Raw genomic sequence first — 24,160 nt, 5'->3', positions numbered from 1 at the left:
GCGGATTAACAGCGCTGACCGGCCGCTCAGAGCACCGGGTTCGCGTCCGTGAGCAGCCGGTCGATCTCCGCCAGCACCTCGGCGCGATCACGGTGCACCGGGTCGATCAGCGGCTCGCCGCCCCGGTCCAGCGCACCCCACCGGCCGGTGCCATTGCCGACCAGGAACGCCACCGGGTGGATGACCAGCATCGGATGTGTCGGCGGGACGAGCACCGCGCCGGTGCGGTCCACCACACCACGTCGCCCGGCCACGTCGACCACGGCGAGCCCCTCGTCGGTGAAACCGTCGACCTGCTGGCCATCGGCCAACTCGGTGACGAACCCGTGGTAGCGGGTGGGTACGACGATCCGGCCGGTCCGGTCGACCGCCCCCCATCCCTCGCGCCGAACCGCGGCCAGCCCACGGCGGAACGGTCGTACCTCGGCGAAGTTGGGCGCGACCTGCACCTCGCCGGTCGCGTCGATCGCCGTCCAACCGCCCTCGCCGACCACCCATGCCAGGCCGTCGCTGAACGGGCGCGCTGTCCGGTAGGACGGCGGGATCACCGTCGTACCGAGCGGGTTGATCAGCGACCACCGGTCGGTGTCCGGCCGGCGGACCCAGGCCAACCCGTCGTGGAACGGCTGAGCCTCGGCGTACCGGGCGGGGATGACCAGGTCGCCGTCCTGGCCGGTGTAGCCCCACAGCGGCCCGTCCCGGTCCGGCAGCGGGGGCCGGTCCCGGTCGAGCACCTGGTCCCGACCCCGGGGGTACGGCCCGAAGCCGCCCGCCGTGGCCCGGGCGGTGACGGCGTCGAGGGCCACCCGGATCCGGTCCAGCAGTTCGGCGTCACCGGCACCCCGTAGGTCGAGCGCCTTCTCGAAGTGCTGGCACGCCTCCATCAGCCGATCCTGGTCGTAACACGACCGCCCGGCGTGCTCGTGCAGTGCGGCTCGCAACCGGTCGGGCAGCTCGACCGAGTTGGCCTGGGCGAAGAGTTGGTCAGCCTCGGCGAAGTCGCCGCGCCAGCGCAGGACGTGGGCGAGCCGGGCCTGGGCCAGCGCCGTCCGGCGCAGCTCGCCGGTGGCCTCGGCGTAGGTGAGGGCGAGCCGACCGTCGGCCAGCGCGTCGTCCAGGTCGCCGAGGATCCGCGAGGCCACCGCCCGCAGGCTGAGCAACCGGGCCCGGGCGCGGTTGTCGGTGGCCGAGCCCAACTTCGCGGTCAGCCGCCGCCGGATGGCCCGCAGGTTGTCCGGCTCCGTCAGTTCCTCGCGCAGGGTGACCGGGTCCAACCGCCAGCGGTACGCCGCCAGCACCTGCTCCGGATCGCCCTCGTCGGCCAGCGACGGACGGGTCGCCGCCGGCGGTGCGCCGCTGGGTGGTGCGTCGCTGGGTGGTGCGTCGCCGGGTGGTGCCGAGACCGGCATGCTCTCCCCGTCCGAGCTGGTCCTCGGGCTGGGAACGGCTGAGGCGGGCGGCGCGGACGCGGGCGGGGTCGACGAGGGCGGCGCGGACACGGGGGCTGTCGACGCGGGTGCTGGGGAGGTCGGTGGTGCGGAGACGGGCGCTGGGGCGATCGGTGGGGCCGGCGCGGGCGGCGCGGAGATGGGTGGTGTGGACTCGGGCGCTGCCGACGCGGGTGGTGTGGACTCGGGCATTGCCAAGGCGGGCGGTGCCGAGGCGGGCGGTGCCGAGGCGGGCGGTGCCAAGGCGGGCGGTGCCACGGCGGGCGGTGCCGAGGCGGGCGGTGCTGACACGGGCATTGCCGACGCGGGCGCTGCTGCCGCGGGCGCTGCTGCCGCGGGTGCTGCTGCCACGGGTGGTGCGGACACGGGTGGTGCGGACACGGGTGGTGCGGAGGCCGGCGGCGCGGGCGCTGGCGGCGCGGAGATGGGTGCCACGGGCGGTGCCGAGACCGGCGGCGCGGGGGGAGCAGAGACCGGCCGGGCCGAGAAGGGCATTGCCGAAACGGGCATTGCCGAAACGGGAGGGTCCGCGTCGTCGGACGTTACGGGCAGGGCTGGTAGCGCGGCGGCGACCGACCAGTCGTCGGCTCGCGAACCAGCCATCGGGGCGGCGGTGCTCCGACCGTCCGCAGCGTCCGACGATCGGTCGTGCGGCGCGGCCTCGCCCGTCGGGTCGTGCTTGACCGGATCGATGTCACCAATGGTCCGAGCGGTGACTGGCTGCTGCTCGGCCTCGGCGTCGGCGGCGGCTTCGGTCTGGTGGTGCCGCATCGCGGTGCCAGGTGCGCCGGAGACGGGCCGGTCACGCTCCACCGATGCCGGCTCGGGAGCTGCTGGCTGTGCATCGTCGACCAGGTCGTCCGCCCAGGTACGGGGGGCGCCGGAGACCGGGCGTGCGGGCGGTGCGGAGACCGGCTCGGGGGAGTCGGTAGGTGTCCATCCGTCCGAGTGCTCGTCGGTCACGTCGCGGCGGACGTCGGCGGTCGGTGTCGAGGGGGCCCGGTCCGCTATGGCCGGTGCGGTGGTGAGGTACGGGTCGCTGGCCGTCGACCCACCGTCGGCCGAGTCGGACGACTGCCGGTCCGACGCCGGCTCGCTCTGGTCGGACTCGACCGGCTGAGCGGGGCTGAACCACGCGTCCGGCCCGCGGGTGACAGGAACCGCGTCTGGCTCGCGAGAGGGAGCCACCGGCCCCTCCGAGGGCGGCGGAGGTACGTAGCGACGCGGTGTGCCAGGCGCCAGCGGGAGTGCCAGTTCGGCGTTCTCCACCGGAGGCTGCTGGGTCGTGGGAGTCGGGGCGGCCCGCGTAGCCGGTGGGGCCGGGACCTGCCAGGCGGGAGGCGGCGTGACCGGCGGGCGTGCGTCCGCCGTCGGAGTCGACCGCTCCGCCGAGAGGGGTCGGTCTGGCGAGTGGGACCGCTCCGGCGAGGGGGGCCGCTCTGTCGGAGTCGACCGCTCCGGCGAGTGGGGACGGTCCGGCGAGGGCGGCCGCTCCGACGAGTGGGGACGGTCCGGCGAGGGCGGGCGGCGGTCGGTCGGCGCGGTGCTGCCCAGCGGGTCGCCGGTCCGATGGCGGTCCGCGTGCGGTTCCCCGCCGCGCTGCTGGTCCACCGGACGGTCTCCGGTGTCCGGGCCGGGGTAACGCGGCGGTGGGGTGGGGTGCGCCCCGGCAGCCGGTGCCGGTTCGATCGGCGTCCGGCGCTCAGGCGACAGCGGGGCATCCGACCGATCGTCGGAGATCGGCGGGTCCACCGGCGCGGGCAGGTACTCCAGCCGCAGCCGTGCGGCTGGTGGACCCGAGACGGGCACGTCCGTCGCCGGGGAAACCGGGGCGGCGGACACCGGCCGGTCCCGGCCGGGTGCGGCGGGGGAGACGGGTGCAGGCGACACCGGTCGCTCCGGGGCGACCGGTGGGACTGGCGCGGCCCGGCCTGACGTGGCCGGCGTCGGCGGAGCTGTCGCTGCTGGGCGTACCGGTCGTTCGTCGTACCGCGACGGGGTGGCCGCCGGCCGCTCTTCGTAGCGGGACGGGGTGGCCGCCGGCCGCTCGGGCCGGGCGGCCGGCCGCGACGGCATGTCCGGCTCGGCGCTGCGGCGTGGGTCTGCGGTGCGATGTGGCTCGGCGGTGCGGTGTGGCTCGGCGGTGCGATGTGGGTCCGCGGTGCGGTGTGGGTCGGCGGTGCGATGGCCCGGCTCCCGGGTGCGGTCCGGGCGCACCGGACCCGGTGGCGGCCAGGGCAGGCCGCCGTCCGGGCGCTGGCCCGGCTGCGGCCGAGGCGCGCGGTATCCGTCCTCGCGGTGCCCGTTGTCGCGCTGTCCGTTCTCGCGGTGCCCGTCCTGGCGGTATCCGTCGGGTTGGGCCTCCTCGCGGGTACGCCGGTCCGGGTACGCCTCGGCACGGGCCGCCGCCTCACGGGGCTGCTGCCAGTGCGGGTCGGTGTCGGGTCGACGCCGATCGTCGTCGCGGCGGGGCTGATCCGGCATCTCCGGCTCGGGCCGGCGCCGTCGTCCATCGTTGGGCGACTGTGCCGCGCCGACTCCCTCGTCCGCGCGGTAGCGCCGCTCCGGGCGACGGACGTCGTCGGCGGTCCGGTCCGGGTATCCGTCGGCGCGGTACCGCGCGCGGCCGTCCACGGGCGCCCACTGGTCGGCCCCGTCGGGGGCCCGGTCGTCGGCCGTTCGACCGTCGTGGTCCCGGGTGGGCCGTCCGCCGTAACCGTCGCCGGGGTGCCGCTCGTATCCAGCGGCCGGTCGCTCCTGCGAGCCGCGCCGACGCGGCGCCTCGTCCGGCTCCGGCACCCAGCCGGAGTCGGACCGGGGCGCGGGGGAGGAGGGCGCGGGGGAGACCGGTGGGGTGCCCGGGTAACCCCGGTCCCGCTCGGTCGGCTCCTGCCGCGAGCGGCGGCTGTCGTACCGCTCGGAGGCGGGTTGGTCCCGGTGCCAGGCGGCCTCCCGCGCCGGTCCCCGCTCGTCGGCGGGGCGTCGGTCGGACCAGGCGGTACGCCGGTCCGACTCGGGGGAGCGGCGATCGTCGCGCCGGGGCGGTTCGGGTAGGGGCCGGCGGTACGGCTCATGGTCGTAGCTGCGGGAGTCCGCACTCTCGGGCCGGCCGTAGGCGGACGCGTCGGCCGAACGCTCCTCGCTGCGGGACCGACCGTAGGTTGGTGTCTCTCCCGGCTCGTCGTCCACCCAGGACCGGCTGTGGGGTGCCGGCTCTGCCGGCGGTTCGTCGGCCCAGGACCGGCCGAGGTACGTGCCGTCCGGGCGGGTGGGCGCGAGCGGGGGCACCTCGGCTCGGCCGGTCACCGTCGCCCGGCCGCGCGGTGGCGGCTGGTGGGGCATGCCGATGTCGCCGGGGTAGCGCTGGCCGGGGAACTGGGCGTGCCATTCGGTGGTCGGTTCGACCACCCAGGACGGCTCGTTCGGGTCGGACCACCGGTCGGTGTAGCGGCCGCTCATCCGCCGAGCCCGTCGCCACACCCGACCGCTCGGCCGATCCCCGCCGGAGGTGAGCTTTCCGCGACCGCAACCGAGTGACCGCCGGGCGTCCGGTCGCCGCCTGCCACGCCCCAGTGGCCGGCTCGCGTCCGCTCGCTCACGGCGTTGTCACCTCGTTGCAAATTGTCGCGCTGGGGCCTCGCGTGCCGGTCAGGTCGCCCGCTCCGGCAGGGCGTGGCTGCGGATGGAGGGTAACGGCGTGGGCTCGCTCACCGCCACTGTGGCGCTGCCCATGGGCGCAAACGTTATCCCATTGGTTTCGGACATTTAGTCCTATAACCGAATCTGGTGTCCGACATATCGCACCCCGAAGACTGCCCGGTCCGGGCGGAACCGCCGCCCTCGGTCAGGGATGCTCCATGATGAGGACGGCGAACGTACCCGGAGCGAGCGCCTCGTAGCGGTGCGGGGCGTCACCGGGGAACGTGGCGTAGTCACCGGGGCCGAGTTCGACCGGAGCCGTCTCAGGGCCCACCCGCAGTCGGCCGGCGGCGACCACCACGTGCTCGACGCTGCGGGAGGTGTGCCCGTCCGCGGCTCGGACCGCGCCCGGCTCCAACTCGATCAGGTAGACGTCCCGGCGCAGATGTGCAGGGCCAGCGCTGAGCAGTGTGCCGGTGAAGTCGGCCTGCTCGGAGCGGACCCGAGGCCCGTCACCTGCCCGGATCACCCGTACGCCCTCGTCGGTCGGCTCCACCAGCCGGCTGAGCGGCACGCCGAGTGCGACGCCCAGCGCCCAGAGCGTCTCCACGCTCGGGTTGCCGGTGCCCGACTCCAGTTGGGAGAGGGTGGACTTGGCCACCCCGGCCCGGCGGGCGAGCTCGGTCAGCGAGATCCCGACCCGTTCCCGCTCCCGGCGCAGGGCGGCGGCGATGGTGACCAGCGGGGCAGCCGGTTCCGGAGGCATGCGTTCGCTCCCATGGGATCAACGTTCGGGTTGACGAACAGCGACAGCCTGTTCAGCAAGACGACCCATGCGTACGGTACAACGAACAGCCCGACGTCCGGATGATTCGCGACGTGCTTGCCCTCGGAGCGGCCATGACGGCCGTGCGTGCCGGCCTGGCCTGCCGGGTCAGACCTTGTCGCCGAGCTTGACCTGAGGGGCCGGAGCGCGCATCCGCCGGAAGGTGATCGAGCGCATGACCGCGTAGAGGTAGAGCGAGCCCATCCGCTGACCGGTCTTCGGGAAGCGCTCCCGGACCAGCTTGCTGATCTTGCGGCAGATCAGCACCGAGTCGATGACGACGCCCAGCGCCAACGCGCCCCAGAGCACGTTGGAGATCAACCGGACCAGCGGAGGCATGGCCGCGTTCGACCCGATCAGCACGATCAGCGCGCCGCCGAAGAACCAGGTGCCGACGGTACGCCGGGAGTCGACCACGTTGCGGGCCAGTAGCCGCTCCGGGCCACGGTCGCGGGGGCCACCCTCGCGGCGGAACTCCGACGCGGACTCGGCGCGCAGTTGGCGGCGACGCTCCCGCTCCTCCTCCTTGGTGAGGGGGCGGGTGGGGCCGGCCGGGCGGCGGCCGGCGGTCGGCCGCTTCGGCGTCTCCCGACCCTTGGCCGGGGTATAGCCCCGGGAACGCTCAGCGGCGTCCTCGGGGGTCACCGAGGTGACGGCCTCGTCGACGAGGTCGGTGGACTTGCGGCGAAAGAGCGACGGCACCCGGCAAGGGTAGCCAACGGTCCGCGCCCGGTGCACATCGCGGTGCACCGGGCCCGAACGGCTTCAGATCGCAGCGCGGCGTCAGGCCGGCCTTCATTCGGTCCGGAGCACCGCCTGAGGCGCGGAGGCCGAATTATGTGGCCGCCAGCCGAGCTGGAGTTGTCGCAGCGAACGAGAGGTGGTCGAGGTTACGGACGCTCGGTGTGCGCGCCCAGGTCGGCGAGCTTCGCCTCGAAGTCCTCGTAGCCCCGGTTGATCAGGTCGACGCCGTACACCCGGGAGGTGCCCTCGGCCGCGAGCGCCGCGATCAGGTGGCTGAACCCGGCCCGCAGGTCCGGGATGACGAGGTCGGCGGCGTGCAGCTTGCTCGGCCCGGCGATGACCGCCGAGTGCTTGAAGTTGCGCCGGCCGAAGCGGCACGGGGTGCCGCCGAGGCAGTCCCGGTAGACCTGGATGTTCGCGCCCATCGAGTTCAGCGCCTCGGTGTAGCCCAGCCGCTGCTCGTAGACCGTCTCGTGGACGATCGACAGGCCACGGGCCTGGGTGAGCGCCACGACCAGCGGCTGCTGCCAGTCGGTCATGAAGCCGGGGTGTACGTCGGTTTCCAGCGCCACGGCGTTCAGCTCGCCGCCCGGGTGCCAGAACCGGATGCCACCCTCCTGGCCGAGGTCGCCCAGCTTCGGCGGCCGGGCGTCGGTGACCTCGTACTCGCCGCCGACCGAGCGGAAGACGTTCAGGAAGGTCATCATGTCGGCCTGCTGTGCGCCGAGCACCTCGACGTCACCACGGGTGGCCAGGGCGGCAGCCGCCCAGCTCGCCGCCTCGATCCGGTCCGGGATGGGCCGGTGGGTGTAGCCGTGCAGCTTCGGCACGCCCTGAATCTCGATCACCCGGTCGGTGTGGACCTTGATGATCGCGCCCATCTTCTGCAGGATGCAGATCAGGTCGATGATCTCCGGCTCCACCGCGGCGTTGCGCAGCTCGGTGACGCCCTCGGCCATCACCGCGGTCAGCAGCACCTGCTCGGTGGCGCCGACGCTCGGGTACGGCAGGGCGAACTTCGTCCCGTGCAGCCCGTTCGGCGCGGACAGGTGCAGCCCCTCGGGCCGCTTCTCGACCGTGGCGCCGAACTCGCGCAGCGCCTGCAGGTGGAAGTCGATCGGGCGGGGGCCGATGTGGCAGCCGCCGAGATCCGGGATGAACGCGTGCCCGAGCCGGTGCAGCAGAGGGCCGCAGAACAGGATCGGGATCCGGCTGGAGCCGGCGTGCACGTTGATCTGGTCGGTGCTGGCGCTCTCGACGTTCGCGGGATCGAAGACGAGCTCGCCGTCCTCGGCGCCGTCGGTCACCTTGACGCCGTGCAGGCCGAGCAGACCCCGGACCACCTCGACGTCGCGGATCTTCGGCACGTCGAACAGTCGGCTCGGGCTGTCGCCGAGCAGTGCGGCGACCATCGCCTTCGAAACCAGGTTCTTCGCGCCGCGCACGCGGATCCGCCCTTCGAGCGGAGTGCCTCCGTGCACAACCAGGACGTCGTCGGTCAACGCAACCTCCAGCGCGTCGGTGCTGCCGTGTTGATTGGTGGGGAGCCGTGAACGTTGTCGCTACCCCGGATGCGGCCATATCGAAACGGCCCGCGTGTGTCGTCGCTCCGGCAGCATAGCCCTCGGTGACGAAAAAGGACTCGGTCACATCGGCGTGTGTGGCATTAATCGGTGATCCGGCACTTTTGCGTACCAAGAGCGCTACGGATCGTGATCAGGGCGCCGCCGGTGGTGGAGTGTCCGCGCCGGGCAGGGCGAGCATCTGGTCCAGCGCGACCCGGGCGTGGTGCGCGGTGTCGACATCCACCGTGATCTGGTTGGCCACCCGGCCCGCGACCAGCTCCTCAAGAACCCAGACCAGGTGCGGCAGATCGATGCGGTTCATCGTCGAGCAGTAGCAGACGGCCTTGTCCAGGAACATGACCTGCTTGTCCGGGTGTGCCACCGCCAGCCGGCGAACCAGGTTCAGCTCGGTGCCCAGAGCCCACGCCGAGCCGGCCGGAGCCGCCTCGACGGCCTTGATGATGTACTCGGTCGAGCCGACGTAATCGGCGGCGGTGACCACCTCGTGCCGGCACTCCGGGTGGACCAGCACGTTGACCCCGGGCACCCGCTCCCGTACGTCGTTGACGCTGTCCAGCGTGAACCGGCCGTGCACCGAGCAGTGCCCCCGCCAGAGGATCATCTTGGCGTCGCGCAACTGCTCCGGCGTGAGCCCGCCACCGGGCTTGTGCGGGTCGTAGAGCACGCAGTCGTCCAGCGACAGGCCCATCTCCAGCACCGCCGTGTTGCGGCCCAGGTGCTGATCGGGCAGGAAGAACACCTTCGAGCCCTGCTCGAAGGCCCAGTCCAGGGCGCGCTTGGCGTTGGAGGAGGTGCAGACCACGCCACCGTTGCGGCCCACGAAGCCCTTGATGTCGGCCGAGGAGTTCATGTACGTCACCGGCACGGTCTCGCCGGCGATACCCAGCTCGGTCAGCGTGTCCCACGCGGCCTCGACCTGGCCCAGGACCGCCATGTCCGCCATCGAACAGCCCGCCGCGAGATCGGGCAGGATCACCCGCTGGGCGTCGGTGGTGAGGATGTCGGCGCTCTCGGCCATGAAGTGCACACCGCAGAAGACGATGTACTCCGCGTCTGGACGCGCCGCGGCCTCCCGGGCCAGCTTGAAGGAGTCGCCGGTCACGTCGGCGAACTGGATCACCTCGTCGCGCTGGTAGTGGTGCCCCAACACGAAGACCTTGCTCCCCAGCTTCGCCTTCGCGGCCGTGGCGCGGGCCACCAGATCCGGATCGCTGGGCGCCGGCAGGTCGCCCGGACACTCGACGCCGCGCTCGGTGTCGGGGTCGCTGCCCCGACCGAGCAGCAGCAGAGCGGTAGCCGTGTTCGAGGGTTCCACCCAGGTCGAAGTCACGTAGCCCATGGTCCCACAACGCGAGCGCGACGCAGCTTCGCTCGGTGTGGGCTGCCACACTGCTCGGCATGCGCGTGCTGCTCTGCCCGGACAAGTTCGCCGGCACCCTGCCCGCTCCGGAGGTGGCCGCCGCGGTGGCCGCCGGCTGGCGCACCGTCACCGACGAGGACGACCTGCTGATCCGGCCGCTCGCCGACGGCGGGCCGGGTTTCGTGGAGGTGCTCGCCGAGGCCCTTGGCGGCCGGCTGGTGCCGGTGTCGACGGTCGACCCGCTGGGCCGGCCGGCGGCCGGTGAGATCCTGCTCACCGCCGACGGGGCGACCGCCTATCTGGAGAGCGCCCAGGCGTGCGGGCTGCACCTGCTCTCCGCGACCGAACGCGACCCGAAGACCACCACCTCGTACGGGCTGGGCCTGTTGGTGGCCGCCGCGGTGGAGAGCGGTGCCCGGACGGTGGTGATCGGGCTGGGCGGCTCCGGCACCAACGACGCCGGAGCCGGAATGCTCGCCGCGCTGGGCGTGACCCCGCTCGATGCCACGGGCGCCGCGCTGCCGTACGGCGGGGCGGCGTTGGCCCTGGTCGACGCCCTCGACGGCGCGCCCCGGCTGCGGGGCGTCCGGCTGGTCGCGGCCACCGACGTGGACAACCCGCTGCTCGGCCTGCACGGCGCGAGCAACGTGTTCGGCCCGCAGAAGGGCGCCGACCGCGCTGACGTGCTGCTGCTCGATGCCGCGCTGGAGCGCTTCGCGGCAGTGCTGGAACGGGATCTGCCCGGCTGCCCGGCGGGGCTCGGCACGCTGCCCGGGGGCGGTGCCGCCGGTGGCATCGGCGCGGCGCTGCTCGCCCTGGGCGGCGGGTGCGAGTCGGGCATCGGCCTCGTCACCCGGGCCACCCGACTGGACGCCGCCCTGGACACCGCCGACCTGGTGATCACCGGTGAGGGGTCGTTCGACCACCAGTCGCTGCGCGGCAAGGTGGTCGCCGGGGTGGCCGGCGCAGCCCGCGACCGGGGAGTTCCCTGCGTGGTGGTTGCCGGGCAGGTGAGCACCGGCCGGCGGGAGGCCGCCTCGGCCGGGGTGACCGACGCGTACAGCCTGGTTGAGCACTTCGGTGGCGAGGAGCGCGGCGGGCTCGACGCCGCGCTGAGCCGGCCCGCGGAAGGGCTACGTGAGCTGGGCGCCCGGCTGGCCCGGCAGTGGAGCCGCTGAGCGTTTCGGCCGCACGGCCGACCCGCTTGGGACCGGGCCGACCTGCGGCGGCGGTCACGGCACGCGGGTGAGCCCGGCCGGGGCGGCGTACGATCGGCAGAGGACCACAACCGGGAATCACTGGACGGCGCGCGGCGTTGGCCAGTGCGTCCGGACCCAAACCGCGCAGGGAGACTTCCACGTGACCACGCCAGCGCAGACCGAGTCGACCGAGGCCCAGGCCCCTACTTCCGTCGTCCTCACCGACGTCGCCGCGGAGAAGGTCAAGGCCCTGATCGAGCAGGAGGGCCGCGACGACCTGCGGCTCCGCGTCGCCGTGCAGCCGGGCGGCTGCTCCGGCCTGCGGTACCAGCTCTTCTTCGACGAGCGTTCGCTCGACGGTGATGTCGTCACCGATTTCGGTGGTGTCGGGGTCGTCGTCGACCGCATGAGCGCCCCGTACCTTTCCGGCGCGACGATCGACTTCGCCGACCGGATCGACGCCCAGGGCTTCACCATCGACAACCCCAACGCGGGCAGCTCCTGCGCCTGCGGTGACTCGTTCAACTGAGTCACACCACACACCAGCACGACGGGGCCGTCCTTCGGGACGGCCCCGTCGTCGTATCACTGGGAGCGGTTCCGGGGTGGCCCTGGCGGGTCGGTTGCCGTTGTCCGACCGACCGGTGACCGTCGAGTTACCGGGCCGGTAGGCTGACCGCGCTCTGCTCCCTACCCCGAGGGTTCACATGAAGATCGCCGTCACCGGCTCGATCGCCACCGATCACCTGATGAGCTTTCCTGGTCGCTTCGCCGACCAGCTCATCGCCGATCAACTGCACAAGGTGTCCCTCTCCTTCCTGGTGGACGACCTGGTGCTCCGCCGCGGCGGCGTGGCGGCGAACATCTCCTTCGGCATGGGTCAGCTCGGGCTGCGCCCGGTGCTGCTCGGCGCGGTGGGGGCGGACTTCGCCGACTACCGTTCCTGGCTGGAGCGCCACGGCGTGGACTGCGACTCGGTGCACATCAGCGAGGTGGCGCACACCGCCCGGTTCGTCTGCACCACCGACACGGACATGTGCCAGATCGCGTCGTTCTACGCCGGTGCGATGAGCGAGGCGCGCAACATCGAGCTCGCACCGGTCGCCGACCGGCTCGGCGGTCTGGACCTGGTGCTGGTCGGTGCCAACGACCCCGAGGCGATGCTGCGGCACTCGGCCGAGTGCCGCACCCGTGGGTACGCGTTCGCCGCCGACCCGTCCCAGCAGCTCGCCCGGATGGGCGGCGAGGACGTGGTGGCGCTGATCGAAGGCGCCGAGTACCTGATGACCAACGACTACGAGAAGTCGCTGCTGCAGAGCAAGGCCGGGCTGAGCGACGACCAACTGCTGGACCTGGTCAAGGTGCGGGTCACCACGCTGGGCAAGCACGGTGTCGAGATCGCCGGGCGTGGCATCGACCCGATCCACGTACCGATCGCGCGGGAGATCCGGGCGGTCGACCCGACCGGGGTGGGCGACGGCTTCCGGGCCGGCTTCTTCACGGCGCTCTCCTGGGGGCTGGGCCTGGAGCGGGCCGCCCAGGTCGGCTCGCTGCTCGCCACGCTGGTCCTGGAGACGGTGGGGACCCAGGAGTACGACGTCCGCCGCGACCTGTTCGTCAAGCGCCTGGCGGAGTCCTACGGCGACACCGCAGCCGACGAGATCCGCCCCCACCTCCTCCCGTAACCCCGTAACCCCGTAACCCCGTAACCCCGTAACCCCATACGCCGATCATGGAGTAGTGGTGGCCTGATTGCCGCTGTACGCGGCTTTTGTACCCCACCACAACTCCATGATCGGCGGGGTTGACGGGGTCAGTGGGTGCGACGGATGTCGTAGGCGGGGCCATCGGGGCCCTTGATGGCGGCTACGAACTCCTGGCCTCGCATCCGGCACCAGGCGGGGATGTCCACCGCTGCGGCCGGATCGTCGGCGAGCACCCGGACCACCGTGCCGACCGGCACCTGGGGCATTCGTCGGGCCGCCGCGATCACCGGCAGCGGGCAGCGTTGGCCCCGGCAGTCGAGCACCTCGTCCGGCATCGTCACAGCCCCACCACCCCGGCCTCGGCGCGCAGGTCGGCGACGATCCCGGGCAACTCGGTGAGGAACCTCTCGACGTCCGCCTCGGTCGTCTCCCGGTGCAGGCTGACCCGCACGTTGCCGTGCGAGAGCACCCCCATCGCCTCCAGCACGTGCGACGGGCGCAGCGTGGACGAGGTGCAGGACGAGCCGGACGACACGGCGAAGCCCCGCCGGTCCAGTGCGTGCAGCAGCGCCTCGCCGTCGACGTACAGGCACGAGAAGGTGACCAGGTGGGGGAGCCGGAGCACCGGGTCACCGACCACCTCCACATCGGGCACCTCCGCCGCGACCCGCGCCCGGATCCGGTCCACCAACGGGCCCAACCGGGTCGCCTCGACCGCAGCGTCGGCCGCCGCCGCCCGCAGGCTCGCCGCCGCCGCCACCACCGCGGGCAGGTTCACCACCCCGGGGGTACGCCCACCCTCCCGCTCGTCGGCCGGCCAGGGCGACTCCCAGCGGGTGCCCTTGCGGACCGCCAGCACTCCCACCCCGGGTGGGCCGCCCCACTTGTGAGCGCTGGCGGTGAGCACCGACCAGCCGGCCGGCAGGGGCACCCGGCCGACCGACTGCGCGGCGTCCACGTAGAGCGGCACCCCCATATCGGCGCAGGTGGCAGCCGCCTCGGCGACCGGTTGCACGGTGCCCACCTCGTGACTGGCGGTGATCAGCGCGGCCAGTGCGACCCCGGGGGCCCGAACGGCGGCCGACCACGCGGCCAGGTCCAGTCGGCCCAACCGGTCGACCGGCACCGCAGTGGCGGCCCCGCCCGCCGCGACGTGCCGCTCCGCGGTGTGCAGCACCGCCGAGTGCTCGATCGCCGAGTGCACCAGTGTCGACCCGATCCGGCGCCGCCCCGCGAGGCCTCCGAGCACCGCGCCATGGGCTGCGGTCGTACCGCTGGGGGTGAAGGACACCTCGTCGGCGCGGACGCCGAGCGTCAGCGCGGTGGCCTCGCGGGCGGCGTCGAGCAGTTGTCGTGCCCGGCGGGCCTGGGCGTAGAGCTTGCCCGGGTCGGCCCAGCCGTCGTCGAGGGCGGCCAGCAGCGCCTGCCGGGCGACCGGATGCATCGGCGCGGCGGTCGCCGCGTCCAGGTAGACCGGGGATGCGCTCACGGTGCCACCTTTGTTCGCGGCTGTGGGGCTCGCAAACCCGGCTCACTCCTCGCACTCACAGGGTTGCCTTTTGTTCGCGGCTGTGGGGCTCGCAGACCCGGCTCACTCCTCGCACTCACAGATCCCTACGCTATCGCGGCGGTATGCCTAGGATCCCCCCGATGGGGGGCGGACAGTGACCCCACCACGGTCGAGTCCGTCATGGTCGAGTAATCTGCGACCGTCGGTGACGCCTTTGCCGCCGGTGCTGAGGAAAGACGCACCGCGGCGCGCTAGGGAGGCAGGACCAGGTGGTCGCAAGGAGTTCGGAGGTACGGCCGTCGGCCGTACGGCACAGCGCTTACCCAGGGGTCGGTGGACGCCGGGGGCGTGGTGCTGGTCGGGTGGCCGGGCTCGGTCTCGGTGGCGTGGCGCTGCTGGTCCTGCTCACGGGCTGTGATGTTGGTCAGACGTTTGACGGCTTCGGCTGGCCGCAGGGCGGCATCTCGCCGGAGTCCCGGCGGATGTACGACCTGTGGATCGCCTCCTGCGTCGCCGCGCTCGCGGTCGGCGTCTTCGTGTGGGGCCTGATCTTCTGGTGCGTCGTGCGCTACCGCAAGCGTGGCAACGCGCTGCCGGTGCAGACCCGCTACAACATGCCGATGGAGTTCCTCTACACCATCGCGCCGATCCTGATCGTCTCCGTGCTCTTCTACTACACGGCGATCGTGCAGACCGACGTCGACAAGTTGTCGAAGAACCCGGACGTCACGGTCGAGGTCGTCGCCTTCAAGTGGAACTGGCAGTTCAACTACCGCGACGGCCAGGGCCCCGACGCCCGCACCACCGCGTCGACGCTCGGCACCAGCGAGGTCATCCCGGTGCTGGTGCTGCCGACCAACCGGTCCATCCGGTTCGAGGAGACCAGCCGCGACGTCATCCACTCGTTCTGGGTGCCGGAGCTGCTGTTCAAGCGGGACGTCATGCCGGGCAAGATCCGCAACGTGTTCGAGGTTTCCAGCCTCGACGCCGAGGGCGCATACGTCGGGCGCTGTGCCGAGTTGTGCGGCAGCTACCACGCGTTCATGAACTTCGAGCTGCGGGTGGTTTCACCGGAGAAGTACGACCAGTTCCTGGCTGCCAAGCAGGGCGGCAAGTCCACCCAGGACGCCCTGAGTGAGATCGGTCAGGAGCCGTACGCGGAGACCACGCGGCCGTTCGACACCCGGCGGACGCAGTCCAACTTCAACCCGGACGACGCTCCGGCCGGCACGGGAAGCTGAGGCAGCCGCATGAAGACCGAGTGGCGTATCTTCCTGATCATCGCCGGGTTCCTCCTCGGTGCGACCATCCTCTACGGCGCCTGGACGCACGGTGAGTCGGGCGGCGTCGAGTGGGTGGGCACCGTCGCCCTGCTGCTGTCGTTCCTGCTCTGCACGATGTGCGGCGGCTTCTTCTGGTTCGTCTCCCGCCGGATCGACCTGCGCCCCGAGGACCGTCCGGACGCCGAGATCGCCGACGGTGCCGGTGAGGTCGGCTTCTTCAGCCCGGGCAGCTACTGGCCGTTCGGTCTGGCGCTGGCCGCCGCGCTCGCCGCGCTCGGTTTGGTGTTCTGGCAGTACTGGCTGATCGGCGCCGGTCTGCTGGCGGTCATCTTCGCCGCCTGCGGGCTGCTGTTCGAGTACTACAGCGGCACCCGACGTACCGCCGAGCACTGATCCACCCGGTCGCCGACGCGACCGACCGTTACGTCACGAAGGCCCGCATCCCCACTGGGGGAGCGGGCCTTCGTCGTGCCCCGGTCCGTGTGGGGCTCGGACGTGTGGGGCGCTGCGCTCGCGCCGGGTGATCGACTCCACATCGGCGAGGTGGGGGGTGATAACGCGGCGGGATGCCGCAACGTCGACGATCTGGAGGTGACCGAGACGCTGCACGACCCGGGTGGTGGTCTCAGGCGGCGTGGCGGCGGCTCGGCTGGCGGCGTCGGCGGTCGGCCAACCGGGTGACGCGGAAGGCGAACGTGGCGATCACCACGGCGGCGCCGCAACCGGTGCAGACCAGCTCGGGACAGTCGGTGCCGTGGCCGTCGACGCAGGGCGGCGCCTCGAACGGTGCTACGCCCTCGCAGACGTCGCAGTAGAGCTCGCGGTGCGACACAGGCGTCTCCTTCATCTCACTCCAGGCGAACCGCCTCCGGATGCGACAGCAGCGCGCAACGGAAACGGAGAACTACTCGGCTGTAGTTTCCCACGCGGGTCCGACAAATCCCCGCGCGCCGTCGACCCCGGACAGCATCGAGGGCCCCGAGTCGCGCCCACCCACGCCTGCTGAGCGGCGGGGGTCAGGCGGTGGCGGTCTCGATCCAGCGGTCGAGGGTCGCGGCGGCCGCGCCGGAGTCGATCGACTCGGCCGCGCGAGCCAGGCCGGCACGCAGCGCCTCGATGAGGTCGCCGTCGAGCGGGCCCTGGGTGGCCAGCGCCGCGGCGGCGTTGACCAGCACCGCGTCCCGGACCGGGCCAGTCTCGCCGGCCAGCAGGCGACGGGCCACGCCCGCGTTGTACGCGGCGTCACCGCCCCGCAGGTCCGCGAGGGTGGACCTGGGTACCCCCAGGTCCACCGCGTCCAGCACAGCCTCGCGTACGGTGCCGCCCTGGGCCGCCCAGACCCGGGTCGGTGCGGCCGTGGTGAACTCGTCCAGCCCGTCCTCGCCACGCATCACCAGGACGGAGTCACCGCGGGCGGCGAACACATCGGCCATCACCGGGGCCATCCGCGGGTCGAAGCAGCCGACGGCGCCAGCGCGGGGTCGGGCCGGGTTGGTCAGCGGGCCGAGGAAGTTGAAGACGGTGGGCACGCCCAACTCCCGTCGAACCGGGCCGGTGTGCCGCATCCCCGGGTGGAACCGGGCCGCGAAGCAGAACCCGATGCCGGCCTCCGTGACGCAGCGGACGATCGCATCCGGATCGAGGTCGAGCGGGACGCCGAGGAACTCCAACAGGTCGGCCGTGCCGCAGGAGGACGAGGCAGCCCGGTTGCCGTGCTTGGCCACCCGGACGCCGGCGCCGGCCACCACCAACGCGGCCATGGTGGAGATGTTGACCGTGTGGGCGAGGTCACCGCCGGTGCCCACCACGTCCAGCGCGGTGGAACGCAGCTCCTCGGGGAGGTCGACCGGGACCGCCCGGCTCAACATCGTCTCGACCAGCCCAGCCAGCTCGGCCGACGTCTCACCCTTGGCCCGCAGCGCCACCGCGAAGCCGGCGACCTGCGCGGCACCCGCCGAGCCGGCCATGATCTCGCCCATCGCCCAGGCGGTGTCGGCGGTGGACAGCTCCTCGCCGCGCAGCAGCGAATTGAGCAGGTGCGGCCAGGTCCGATCGCCCATGGGGGCCTCCCGAGCGTGCGAAATGCGGGTGGGCTGGAACGGGCGCCGACTGATCCGGCGCCGTGACGGTGCCGGAGAGCTTGGGGACGTCAGGCGGGTGCGTGCGTCCGCAGCAGCTCGGCCACCGTGCCGCCGGTGGTCACCGGGTCGAGCGGGTGCACCAGCGTCGCGTCGACCTCGGCGTACGCGGCGAGCCATCGGTCGGCGGCGCGGGCGATCACGAGGCAGGTCGGGGGAGCGTCGTCCCGGTCGTCCTTGACCTGCCGGGCGATGCCGATGCCGCCGCCCGGGCTGGCCTCACCGTCGAGCAGCAGCAGGTCGATCTCGTAGTCGTCGACCAGCCGGATGGTCTCGGCGTAGGTCGACGCGTCGACGAACTCGATCTGCAACCCGGGCGCGGGTCGGGTGCCGACGGCCAACCGCATCCGATCACGGACCTGCGGGTCGTCGCTGTAGAGCAGGACGGTGCAAAGACGATCGCTCATTCCGGCACTCCGGTTCCACCTCGTAGCTGCCCGCTGATCGTACCGGTCGGCGTGATGCAGCCAACATCCCGCCCGTCGCCACCCGTCCGGCGTGCCGTCCGCGCAGCTCAGGCGGTCGCGGCGTCGGCTGCGCGGTCGCGGGCCTCCTGGCGGTCCAGCTCGCGGTCGACCCGGCGGGCCTCCCGCTCGGACTGCTTGATCCACTGCACCACCAGAACCGCGAGCATGGTCACACTGACGAACTCACCACCTGCCCAGAGGATGCCGCCGGCGACCACCTGGTCCGCCCAGGGGTCGACCCAACCCAGGTTGAGTGACGGGTACCAGTCGCCGCCGAAGAGCGTGGTGCTCTGCATGACGGTGAGGCCGAGCACGGTGTGGAACGGCACGGAGAGCAGCATCAAAAGCGCCCGCGCCGGGTACGGCCAGCGGCCGGGCAGCGGGTCGAGGCCGAGCAGCGGCCAGAAGAACACGCAGCCGGTCATGATGAAGTGCGCGTGCACCAGCTCGTGCGCCCAGGCGTGTTCGAGGGTGAAGCGGTACAGGTCGCTGAAGTACAGCACGAACGGGTTGACCACGAAGATGGCGAACGCCACCAGCGGAAAGCTGTAGACCCGGGCGACGCGGCTGTGCACGATCGCCAGCAGGCGCTTGCGCGGCCCGACCGGCAGGGTCCGCAGGGCCAGGGTCATCGGTGCGCCCAGCGCCAGGAAGATCGGCGCCACCATGGACAGCACCATGTGCTGGATCATGTGCACGGACAGCAGTGCGGTGTCGTACGCGTGCAGCCCGCTGACCGTGACCAGCGCGATGCCGCCCAGCCCGGGGCCGAGGAAGAACACGGTGCGGGCGATCGGCCACCGGTCGCCACGCAGGCGCATTCGGTGCACCCCGTAGAGGTACAGGCCGGCGGCGAGCACCAGCCCGAGGGCCAGCCAGCTGTCCAGCCGGGTCTCGGTCAGCACCGCGCCGACGGTGAACGGCGGCGGGGCCGAGGTGGCGGCGAAGATCGGATCGACGTGCAGCACGCTTTTCAGGCTAGGCCAGGCGAACCGGACCCTGACGGTGGGGCCACGGAAGGCGCAGGTTTGCCACCCCGCTGATCGCCGGCCCCGGTCAGGGGCAATAATGACGGCGTGACCGCGGCCCCAGCCATTGACAAGAGCCGGATCCACTCTCTGACCCGACCGAACATGGTCAGCGTCGGGACGATCGTGTGGCTCTCCAGTGAACTCATGTTCTTCGCGGCGCTGTTCGCGATGTACTTCTCGATCCGCGCGGCAGCGCCGGAGCAATGGGAGAAGCACACCGAGGCGCTGAACATTCCGTATGCGACCACCTTCACGGTGATCCTGGTGCTGTCCTCGGTGACGTGCCAGCTCGGCGTCTTCGCGGCGGAGAAGGGCGACGTCCACGCGCTACGGCGCTGGTTCACCGTCACGTTCGTGATGGGCCTGATCTTCGTGCTCGGCCAGCTGAACGAGTACCGGCACCTGGTCGCCGACGGCGTCAAGATCAACGGAGACGGGTACGGGTCGGTGTTCTACCTGACCACCGGCTTCCACGGCCTGCACGTGACAGGCGGCCTGATCGCCTTCATCATCTTCATGGTCCGTACGACCATGGGCCGGTTCACTCCGGCGCAGGCGACCTCGGCGATCGTCGTGTCGTACTACTGGCACTTCGTCGACGTCGTGTGGATCGGGCTGTACGCCATGATCTACTGGCTCCAGTGATCTTGCGCGTCACATTCCGCGCTGCTGCTCCGTCCCCTGAGACAGGTCCAACCGGTTAAGGACACCGCTCATGACTTCTGACAACGACCGCCGACGCGGTCTGCTCGCGCGGTTGCGCGCGCGGCCGGCCGCGCGCAGCAGGGGCCGCCGCCGGCTGGGCGCCGCGGTCCGGCTGATCGCCGCGCTGATGCTCGCCGGCGGCGCCTACACCGTCTTCGCCCCGGGTGCCCAGGCGCAGGACAACCCGCAGCTGACCGGCGCCGCCGCCGAGGGCAAGGCGCTGTTCGACGTGAGCTGCGTGACCTGTCACGGCCGTAACGCCCAGGGTGTCGAGGGCCGCGGGCCGAGCCTGGTCGGCGTCGGCGCGGCCTCGGTCGAGTTCCAGGTCAGCTCCGGGCGGATGCCGATGGCCCGCCAGGAGGCCCAGGCGCACCGCAAGCCCCCGCTCTTCACCGACGAGCAGACCCGTCAGCTGGCTCAGTATGTCCAGGAGCTCGGCGGCGGCCCGGTCGTCCCAGAGGGCGATGAGCTCCGCGAGGGCGGCAACGTCGCGTCCGGCGGTGAGCTGTTCCGGATCAACTGCTCGCAGTGCCACGCGTTCGGTGGTGGCGGCGGTGCGCTCTCCTCGGGCAAGTTCGCCCCGAGCCTGCACCCCGCGACGGACCGCCAGATCTACGCGGCGATGCTGAGCGGCCCGCAGAACATGCCGGTGTTCGGCGACAACCAGCTTCGGCCGGAGCAGAAGGCCGACGTCATCGCCTACATCCAGGAAACGCTGAAGAACGACCAGGACCCGGGCGGCTTCAACCTCGGGCGGTACGGCCCGTCCACCGAGGGCCTGGCGATCTTCCTGGTTGGCATCGTGGCGCTCGTCTTCGCCAGCCTGTGGATTGCGGGCAAGTCGTGACCGAGCGGATCATCCGATTCAGTGCTGTGGTGCCGCTCGGCGCCACCCGTAGCGAGGTGACGGCATGAGCACCCACACCGAGCACCCGGCCCCGCAGGGCCAGGAGCCGCTCGATCTGAACGCGCCCGGGGTGACCCGTTTCGACATCGTCCGTGAGGGCGCGCGCCGGGACGACATCGAAATCGTCCACTACGAGCCGCAGGTGCTGCCTGGCACCAAGGCCGAGCGCCGGCTGACCCGGGTGGTGGCCGGGCTCTTCCTGATCACCGGCCTGGCGGCGACCGCGTTCCTGGCCATCTACATCTGGTGGCCGTGGCAGTACGAGCCGGGCCGTGGCGGCGACAAGTTCTACACCCCGCTGCTCGGTTTCACCCTCGGCGTGGCGCTGCTCGCCGTCGGCTTCGGCATCCTGACCTGGGGCAAGAAGTTGCTGCCCAAGGAGGTCTCGATCCAGGACCGGCACGAAGGTGCGGTGGACTCCGAAGGCCGCACCATCACCGGCCAGACCATGCTCTACATGGCCGACGAGTTGGGCGTGAAGCGTCGCCCGCTGCTCGGCATCTCGCTGCTGGCCGGTCTCGCGCCGGTCGGCGCGGTGGTCGCGGCGCCGCTGGTCGGTGGGATGATCTCCAACCCCCACAAGGACAACCAGATGTTCCGCACCGGCTTCGCCGCTGCGAACACCGGCGAGAAGATCCGGCTGGTCCGCGAGGACGGCCGGCCGATCCGCCCGGCCGACATCAGCGCCGGTGGTCAGCTGACCGTCTTCCCGGGCATCGAGCACGGCGTGAGCAACAGGCACGCCGACTCGCCGACGCTGCTGATCCACCTGCGGGACTCCGACGCGCTGACCTCGCGCCAGGCCAACGAGCGGGTTGGCCACGGCGACTACATGTGGGGCAACTACGCGGCGTTCTCCAAGATCTGCACGCACGCCGGCTGCCCGGCCAGCCTGTACGAGCAGCAGACCAACCGGCTGCTCTGCCCGTGCCACCAGTCCCAGTTCCTGATCACCGACAACGCCAAGCCCGTCTTCGGCCCTGCCAGCCGGCGGCTGCCGCAGTTGCCGATCGAGGTGGACTCTGAGGGCTTCTTCGTGGCGAAGTCCGACTACACCGAGACCGTCGGGCCTGATTTCTGGGAGCGGCCATGAAGCGTCGAAAGCTTGACCTTGCGGCGACGCCGGGCAAGGCCGCGGTGGGAGTGGACGACCGCTTCCAGGTGGCCACCCCGCTGCGCAAGCTGCTGAACAAGGTCTTCCCGGACCACTGGTCGTTCCTGCTCGGCGAGATCGCGCTGTTCTCGTTCGTCGTGCTGCTGCTGACCGGTGTGTTCCTGACCCTCTTCTTCGAGCCGGCGATGACCGAGGTGGTCTACGACGGCAGCTACGCCCCGCTGCAGGGCACGCCGATGTCCGCCGCCTACGCCTCCAGCCTGGACATCTCGTTCGACGTCCGTGGTGGCCTGGTGATGCGGCAGATGCACCACTGGTCGGCGCTGCTGTTCATGGCCGCGATCGTCGTGCACATGCTGCGGGTCTTCTTCACCGGCGCCTTCCGCAAGCCGCGGGAGACCAACTGGATCATCGGCTCGCTGCTGTTCTGGGTCGGCTTCCTGGCCGGCTTCACCGGCTACTCGCTGCCGGACGACGGCCTATCCGGCACCGGCCTGCGGATCGCCTCGGCGATCATGCTGTCCATCCCGGTGATCGGTTCCTGGGTCACGTCCTCGATCTTCGGTGGCGAGTTCCCGGGCACGATCATCATCAGCCGGTTCTTCATCGCCCACGTGCTGCTCATTCCGGGTCTGCTGGTTGCGCTGATCAGCGTGCACCTGGGTCTGGTCTTCAAGCAGAAGCACACCCAGTGGCCCGGCCCCGGCCGGACCAACGGCAACGTCGTGGGCGAGCGGATGTTCCCGCGGTACGCGCTGAAGCAGGGCGGCTTCTTCATGGTCGTCTTCGGCGTCATCGCGCTGATGGGCGGCCTGTTCCAGATCAACCCGATCTGGCTGTTCGGCCCGTACGAGGCGTGGGTGGTCTCGGCCGCCAGCCAGCCCGACTGGTACGTCATGTTCCTCGACGGGTCGACCCGACTCATGCCGGCCTGGGAGATCAGTATCCCGCTCGGTGACGGGTACGTCATCCCGCCGCTGTTCTGGCCGACGGTCGTGCTGCCCGGCATCCTCGTGGGCCTGTCGACGATGTACCCGTTCCTGGAAGCCCGGCACCTCAAGGACCGCAAGAGCCACAACCTGCTCCAGCGGCCCCGCGACGTCCCGGCCCGGACCGCGGTCGGCGCCATGGCCGTCTCCTTCTACATCGTGCTGACGCTCACCGGCGCCAACGACGTGATCGCCGACAAGTTCATGATCAGCCTGAACGCGATGACCTGGGCTGGCCGGATCGGTCTGCTGGTGGTCCCGCCGATCGCGTACTACGTCACGTACCGGCTCTGCCTGGGTCTGCAGCAGCACGACCGGGAGGTGCTCGCACACGGCGTGGAGACCGGCATCATCCGGCGCATGCCGGACGGCCGGTTCGTCGAGGTGCACCAGCCGCTCAGCGCGTCGAACGGGCACGCGGACGGTCACGGCGAGCTGGAGTACGTCGGCTGGGTCGTACCGAAGAAGATGAACCGGCTGGGGGCCCTCGGCCCGGCCATCCGGGGCTTCTTCTACCCGATCGAGAAGCCGGTCGAGGCGCCGGTCTCCCCGGGTCACCCGCCGGTCGAAGCCCGGCCCGAGCGCGAGGAGATCGGCAGCGGCGAGAGTCGCCGCTGACCGCCCAAACGCACCGTTACGTGGCGCCCGCCGGAAATCCGGCGGGCGCCACGTCGTATCCGTACCCACCGCCCATCCGACCAGGAGTCGGACGGCCACGGTGGGACCGGTCGACCCCGCGCGACGGGCGATCGCAGGAATAACCCCGGTGAGCCGGGTATCCGTGCGGTCCAACGTCTCAAGGGGGGGAAGCATGTTGGGTATCAAACGCCTCGGCCTGTTGGCCGCGCTGGTACTGGTCGGTGTCGCGCCGGCCGCGGCCGCGCAGGCCGCGGCACAGCCGTCGACGCAGGACACCCAGTACCTGCAGGCGGTACACCAGGTCAACCTGTTCGAGATCACCGCCGGTGACCTGGCCCAGCAGAAGGGTCAGGACCAGGGGGTCAAGGACCTGGGCGCGATGCTGAAGACCGACCACACCCAGCTGGACCAGACGGTGCAGCAGACCGCGTCCCAGCTCGGGGTGGAACTGCCGAACGAGCCCAGCGCCGATCAGCAGGCGGTCATCGACAAGTTGAACAACGCCAGCGGCGCGGAGTTCGACCGGCTCTGGGTGACCAGTGAGCTGGCCGGTCACGTCCAGGCCATCCAGGCCACCCAGACGGAGATCTCGCAGGGCTCCGAGCAGTCGGTGGTCCAGTTGGCTCAGACCGCCCTGCCGATCCTGCAGGCGCACTACGACGAGCTGGTGCAGCTCGCCAACCAGTTGGGCATCCCGGTTCCGCAGACCAGCGCCAGCGGTACGCCCAGCCCGGGTGGCACTGGCACTGAGTCGCCGGCTCCGGGCGGCACTGGCACCGAGTCTCCGGCTCCGGGTGGCACCACCGAGTCCCCGGCTCCGGGCGGCGGCACCACCGAGTCGCCAGCTCCCAGCGAGAGCTGACATAGCG

General features: G+C 71.6%; 21 protein-coding genes. 10 read left to right on the top strand and 11 right to left on the bottom strand.

Annotated elements, in window-relative coordinates; genetic code table 11:
* Positions 1-26: 26 nt before the first annotated feature.
* The 5 genes from ABZT18_RS23065 to nadA all read right to left on the bottom strand — a co-directional run bounded on the left by ABZT18_RS23065 (position 27) and on the right by nadA (position 9,573).
* Positions 27-4,907, bottom strand: coding sequence for a WG repeat-containing protein (locus ABZT18_RS23065; protein WP_354994940.1), 4,881 nt, complete (start codon positions 4,905-4,907; stop codon positions 27-29).
* 385 nt (positions 4,908-5,292) lie between these two features.
* Positions 5,293-5,853 carry an XRE family transcriptional regulator gene (locus ABZT18_RS23060; protein WP_354994939.1) on the bottom strand — a complete coding sequence of 187 codons (561 nt, stop codon included), beginning with the start codon at positions 5,851-5,853 and terminating at the stop codon, positions 5,293-5,295.
* Positions 5,854-6,021: 168 nt separating this feature from the next.
* A complete protein-coding gene (locus tag ABZT18_RS23055; protein WP_354994938.1) occupies positions 6,022-6,615 on the bottom strand; it encodes a DUF3043 domain-containing protein in 594 nt (197 codons plus the stop codon).
* Positions 6,616-6,803: 188 nt separating this feature from the next.
* Positions 6,804-8,159, bottom strand: coding sequence for a UDP-N-acetylglucosamine 1-carboxyvinyltransferase (gene murA, locus ABZT18_RS23050; protein ID WP_354994937.1), 1,356 nt, complete (start codon positions 8,157-8,159; stop codon positions 6,804-6,806).
* Positions 8,160-8,373: 214 nt separating this feature from the next.
* A complete protein-coding gene (gene nadA / locus ABZT18_RS23045; protein ID WP_354994936.1) occupies positions 8,374-9,573 on the bottom strand; it encodes a quinolinate synthase NadA in 1,200 nt (399 codons plus the stop codon).
* Between the two features lie 68 nt (positions 9,574-9,641).
* Here nadA and ABZT18_RS23040 point away from each other — a divergent pair, with 68 nt between their 5' ends.
* From ABZT18_RS23040 to ABZT18_RS23030, 3 genes are all read left to right on the top strand, one after another.
* Entirely contained in the window at positions 9,642-10,781 is a 1,140-nt protein-coding gene (locus ABZT18_RS23040) for a glycerate kinase (protein ID WP_354994984.1), read from the top strand.
* A gap of 181 nt (positions 10,782-10,962) precedes the next feature.
* Positions 10,963-11,331, top strand: a complete 369-nt coding sequence (gene erpA, locus ABZT18_RS23035; protein WP_354994935.1) for an iron-sulfur cluster insertion protein ErpA — start codon at positions 10,963-10,965, stop codon at positions 11,329-11,331.
* Positions 11,332-11,509: 178 nt separating this feature from the next.
* Entirely contained in the window at positions 11,510-12,487 is a 978-nt protein-coding gene (locus ABZT18_RS23030; RefSeq protein ID WP_354994934.1) for a carbohydrate kinase family protein, read from the top strand.
* Between the two features lie 128 nt (positions 12,488-12,615).
* Here the strand turns inward: ABZT18_RS23030 and ABZT18_RS23025 are convergent, their stop codons facing one another.
* Both ABZT18_RS23025 and ABZT18_RS23020 read right to left on the bottom strand, forming a co-directional pair.
* Entirely contained in the window at positions 12,616-12,849 is a 234-nt protein-coding gene (locus tag ABZT18_RS23025) for a sulfurtransferase TusA family protein (protein ID WP_354994933.1), read from the bottom strand.
* Entirely contained in the window at positions 12,846-13,997 is a 1,152-nt protein-coding gene (locus ABZT18_RS23020) for an aminotransferase class V-fold PLP-dependent enzyme (RefSeq protein WP_354994932.1), read from the bottom strand. The genes ABZT18_RS23025 and ABZT18_RS23020 overlap by 4 nt, the downstream gene beginning before the upstream one ends.
* A 290-nt stretch (positions 13,998-14,287) precedes the next feature.
* Here ABZT18_RS23020 and coxB point away from each other — a divergent pair, with 290 nt between their 5' ends.
* Positions 14,288-15,259 (top strand): cytochrome c oxidase subunit II, encoded by a 972-nt coding sequence (gene coxB / locus ABZT18_RS23015; RefSeq protein ID WP_354994931.1) that lies wholly within the window; start codon positions 14,288-14,290, stop codon positions 15,257-15,259.
* 9 nt (positions 15,260-15,268) lie between these two features.
* Positions 15,269-15,694 (top strand): cytochrome c oxidase subunit 4, encoded by a 426-nt coding sequence (locus ABZT18_RS23010; protein WP_354994930.1) that lies wholly within the window; start codon positions 15,269-15,271, stop codon positions 15,692-15,694.
* Positions 15,695-15,926: 232 nt separating this feature from the next.
* Here ABZT18_RS23010 and ABZT18_RS23005 read toward each other — a convergent pair whose 3' ends face one another.
* The 4 genes from ABZT18_RS23005 to ABZT18_RS22990 form a co-directional block, all read right to left on the bottom strand.
* Positions 15,927-16,133 (bottom strand): hypothetical protein, encoded by a 207-nt coding sequence (locus ABZT18_RS23005; protein ID WP_354994929.1) that lies wholly within the window; start codon positions 16,131-16,133, stop codon positions 15,927-15,929.
* 184 nt (positions 16,134-16,317) lie between these two features.
* Positions 16,318-17,361: an anthranilate phosphoribosyltransferase gene (gene trpD / locus ABZT18_RS23000; RefSeq protein WP_354994928.1), complete on the bottom strand. Its 1,044-nt coding sequence runs from the start codon at positions 17,359-17,361 to the stop codon at positions 16,318-16,320.
* Positions 17,362-17,450: 89 nt separating this feature from the next.
* Positions 17,451-17,846 carry a hypothetical protein gene (locus ABZT18_RS22995; protein WP_354994927.1) on the bottom strand — a complete coding sequence of 132 codons (396 nt, stop codon included), beginning with the start codon at positions 17,844-17,846 and terminating at the stop codon, positions 17,451-17,453.
* 107 nt (positions 17,847-17,953) lie between these two features.
* Positions 17,954-18,883 (bottom strand): cytochrome c oxidase assembly protein, encoded by a 930-nt coding sequence (locus tag ABZT18_RS22990; RefSeq protein ID WP_354994983.1) that lies wholly within the window; start codon positions 18,881-18,883, stop codon positions 17,954-17,956.
* A gap of 99 nt (positions 18,884-18,982) precedes the next feature.
* Here ABZT18_RS22990 and ABZT18_RS22985 point away from each other — a divergent pair, with 99 nt between their 5' ends.
* From ABZT18_RS22985 to ABZT18_RS22965, 5 genes are all read left to right on the top strand, one after another.
* On the top strand, positions 18,983-19,582 hold the full coding sequence (locus ABZT18_RS22985; protein WP_130403103.1) for a heme-copper oxidase subunit III: 600 nt from the start codon (positions 18,983-18,985) through the stop codon (positions 19,580-19,582).
* A 70-nt stretch (positions 19,583-19,652) separates the two neighbouring features.
* Positions 19,653-20,489 (top strand): cytochrome c, encoded by an 837-nt coding sequence (locus ABZT18_RS22980; RefSeq protein WP_354994926.1) that lies wholly within the window; start codon positions 19,653-19,655, stop codon positions 20,487-20,489.
* A 64-nt stretch (positions 20,490-20,553) separates the two neighbouring features.
* Positions 20,554-21,642 carry a Rieske 2Fe-2S domain-containing protein gene (locus ABZT18_RS22975; protein WP_354994925.1) on the top strand — a complete coding sequence of 363 codons (1,089 nt, stop codon included), beginning with the start codon at positions 20,554-20,556 and terminating at the stop codon, positions 21,640-21,642.
* The gene (locus ABZT18_RS22970; protein WP_354994924.1) at positions 21,639-23,270 is read left to right on the top strand and encodes a cytochrome b N-terminal domain-containing protein; all 1,632 of its coding nucleotides are present in this window, start codon (positions 21,639-21,641) and stop codon (positions 23,268-23,270) included. The genes ABZT18_RS22975 and ABZT18_RS22970 overlap by 4 nt, the downstream gene beginning before the upstream one ends.
* Before the next feature lie 193 nt (positions 23,271-23,463).
* Entirely contained in the window at positions 23,464-24,153 is a 690-nt protein-coding gene (locus ABZT18_RS22965) for a DUF4142 domain-containing protein (protein WP_354994923.1), read from the top strand.
* The last annotated feature ends 7 nt before the right edge of the window (positions 24,154-24,160 follow it).

It is taken from the genome of Micromonospora sp. NPDC005291, from assembly GCF_040607415.1.
Classification (GTDB): domain Bacteria; phylum Actinomycetota; class Actinomycetes; order Mycobacteriales; family Micromonosporaceae; genus Micromonospora.
Note: the sequence above shows the minus strand (reverse complement) of the source record. Positions and strands in the feature narration are given on the sequence as shown.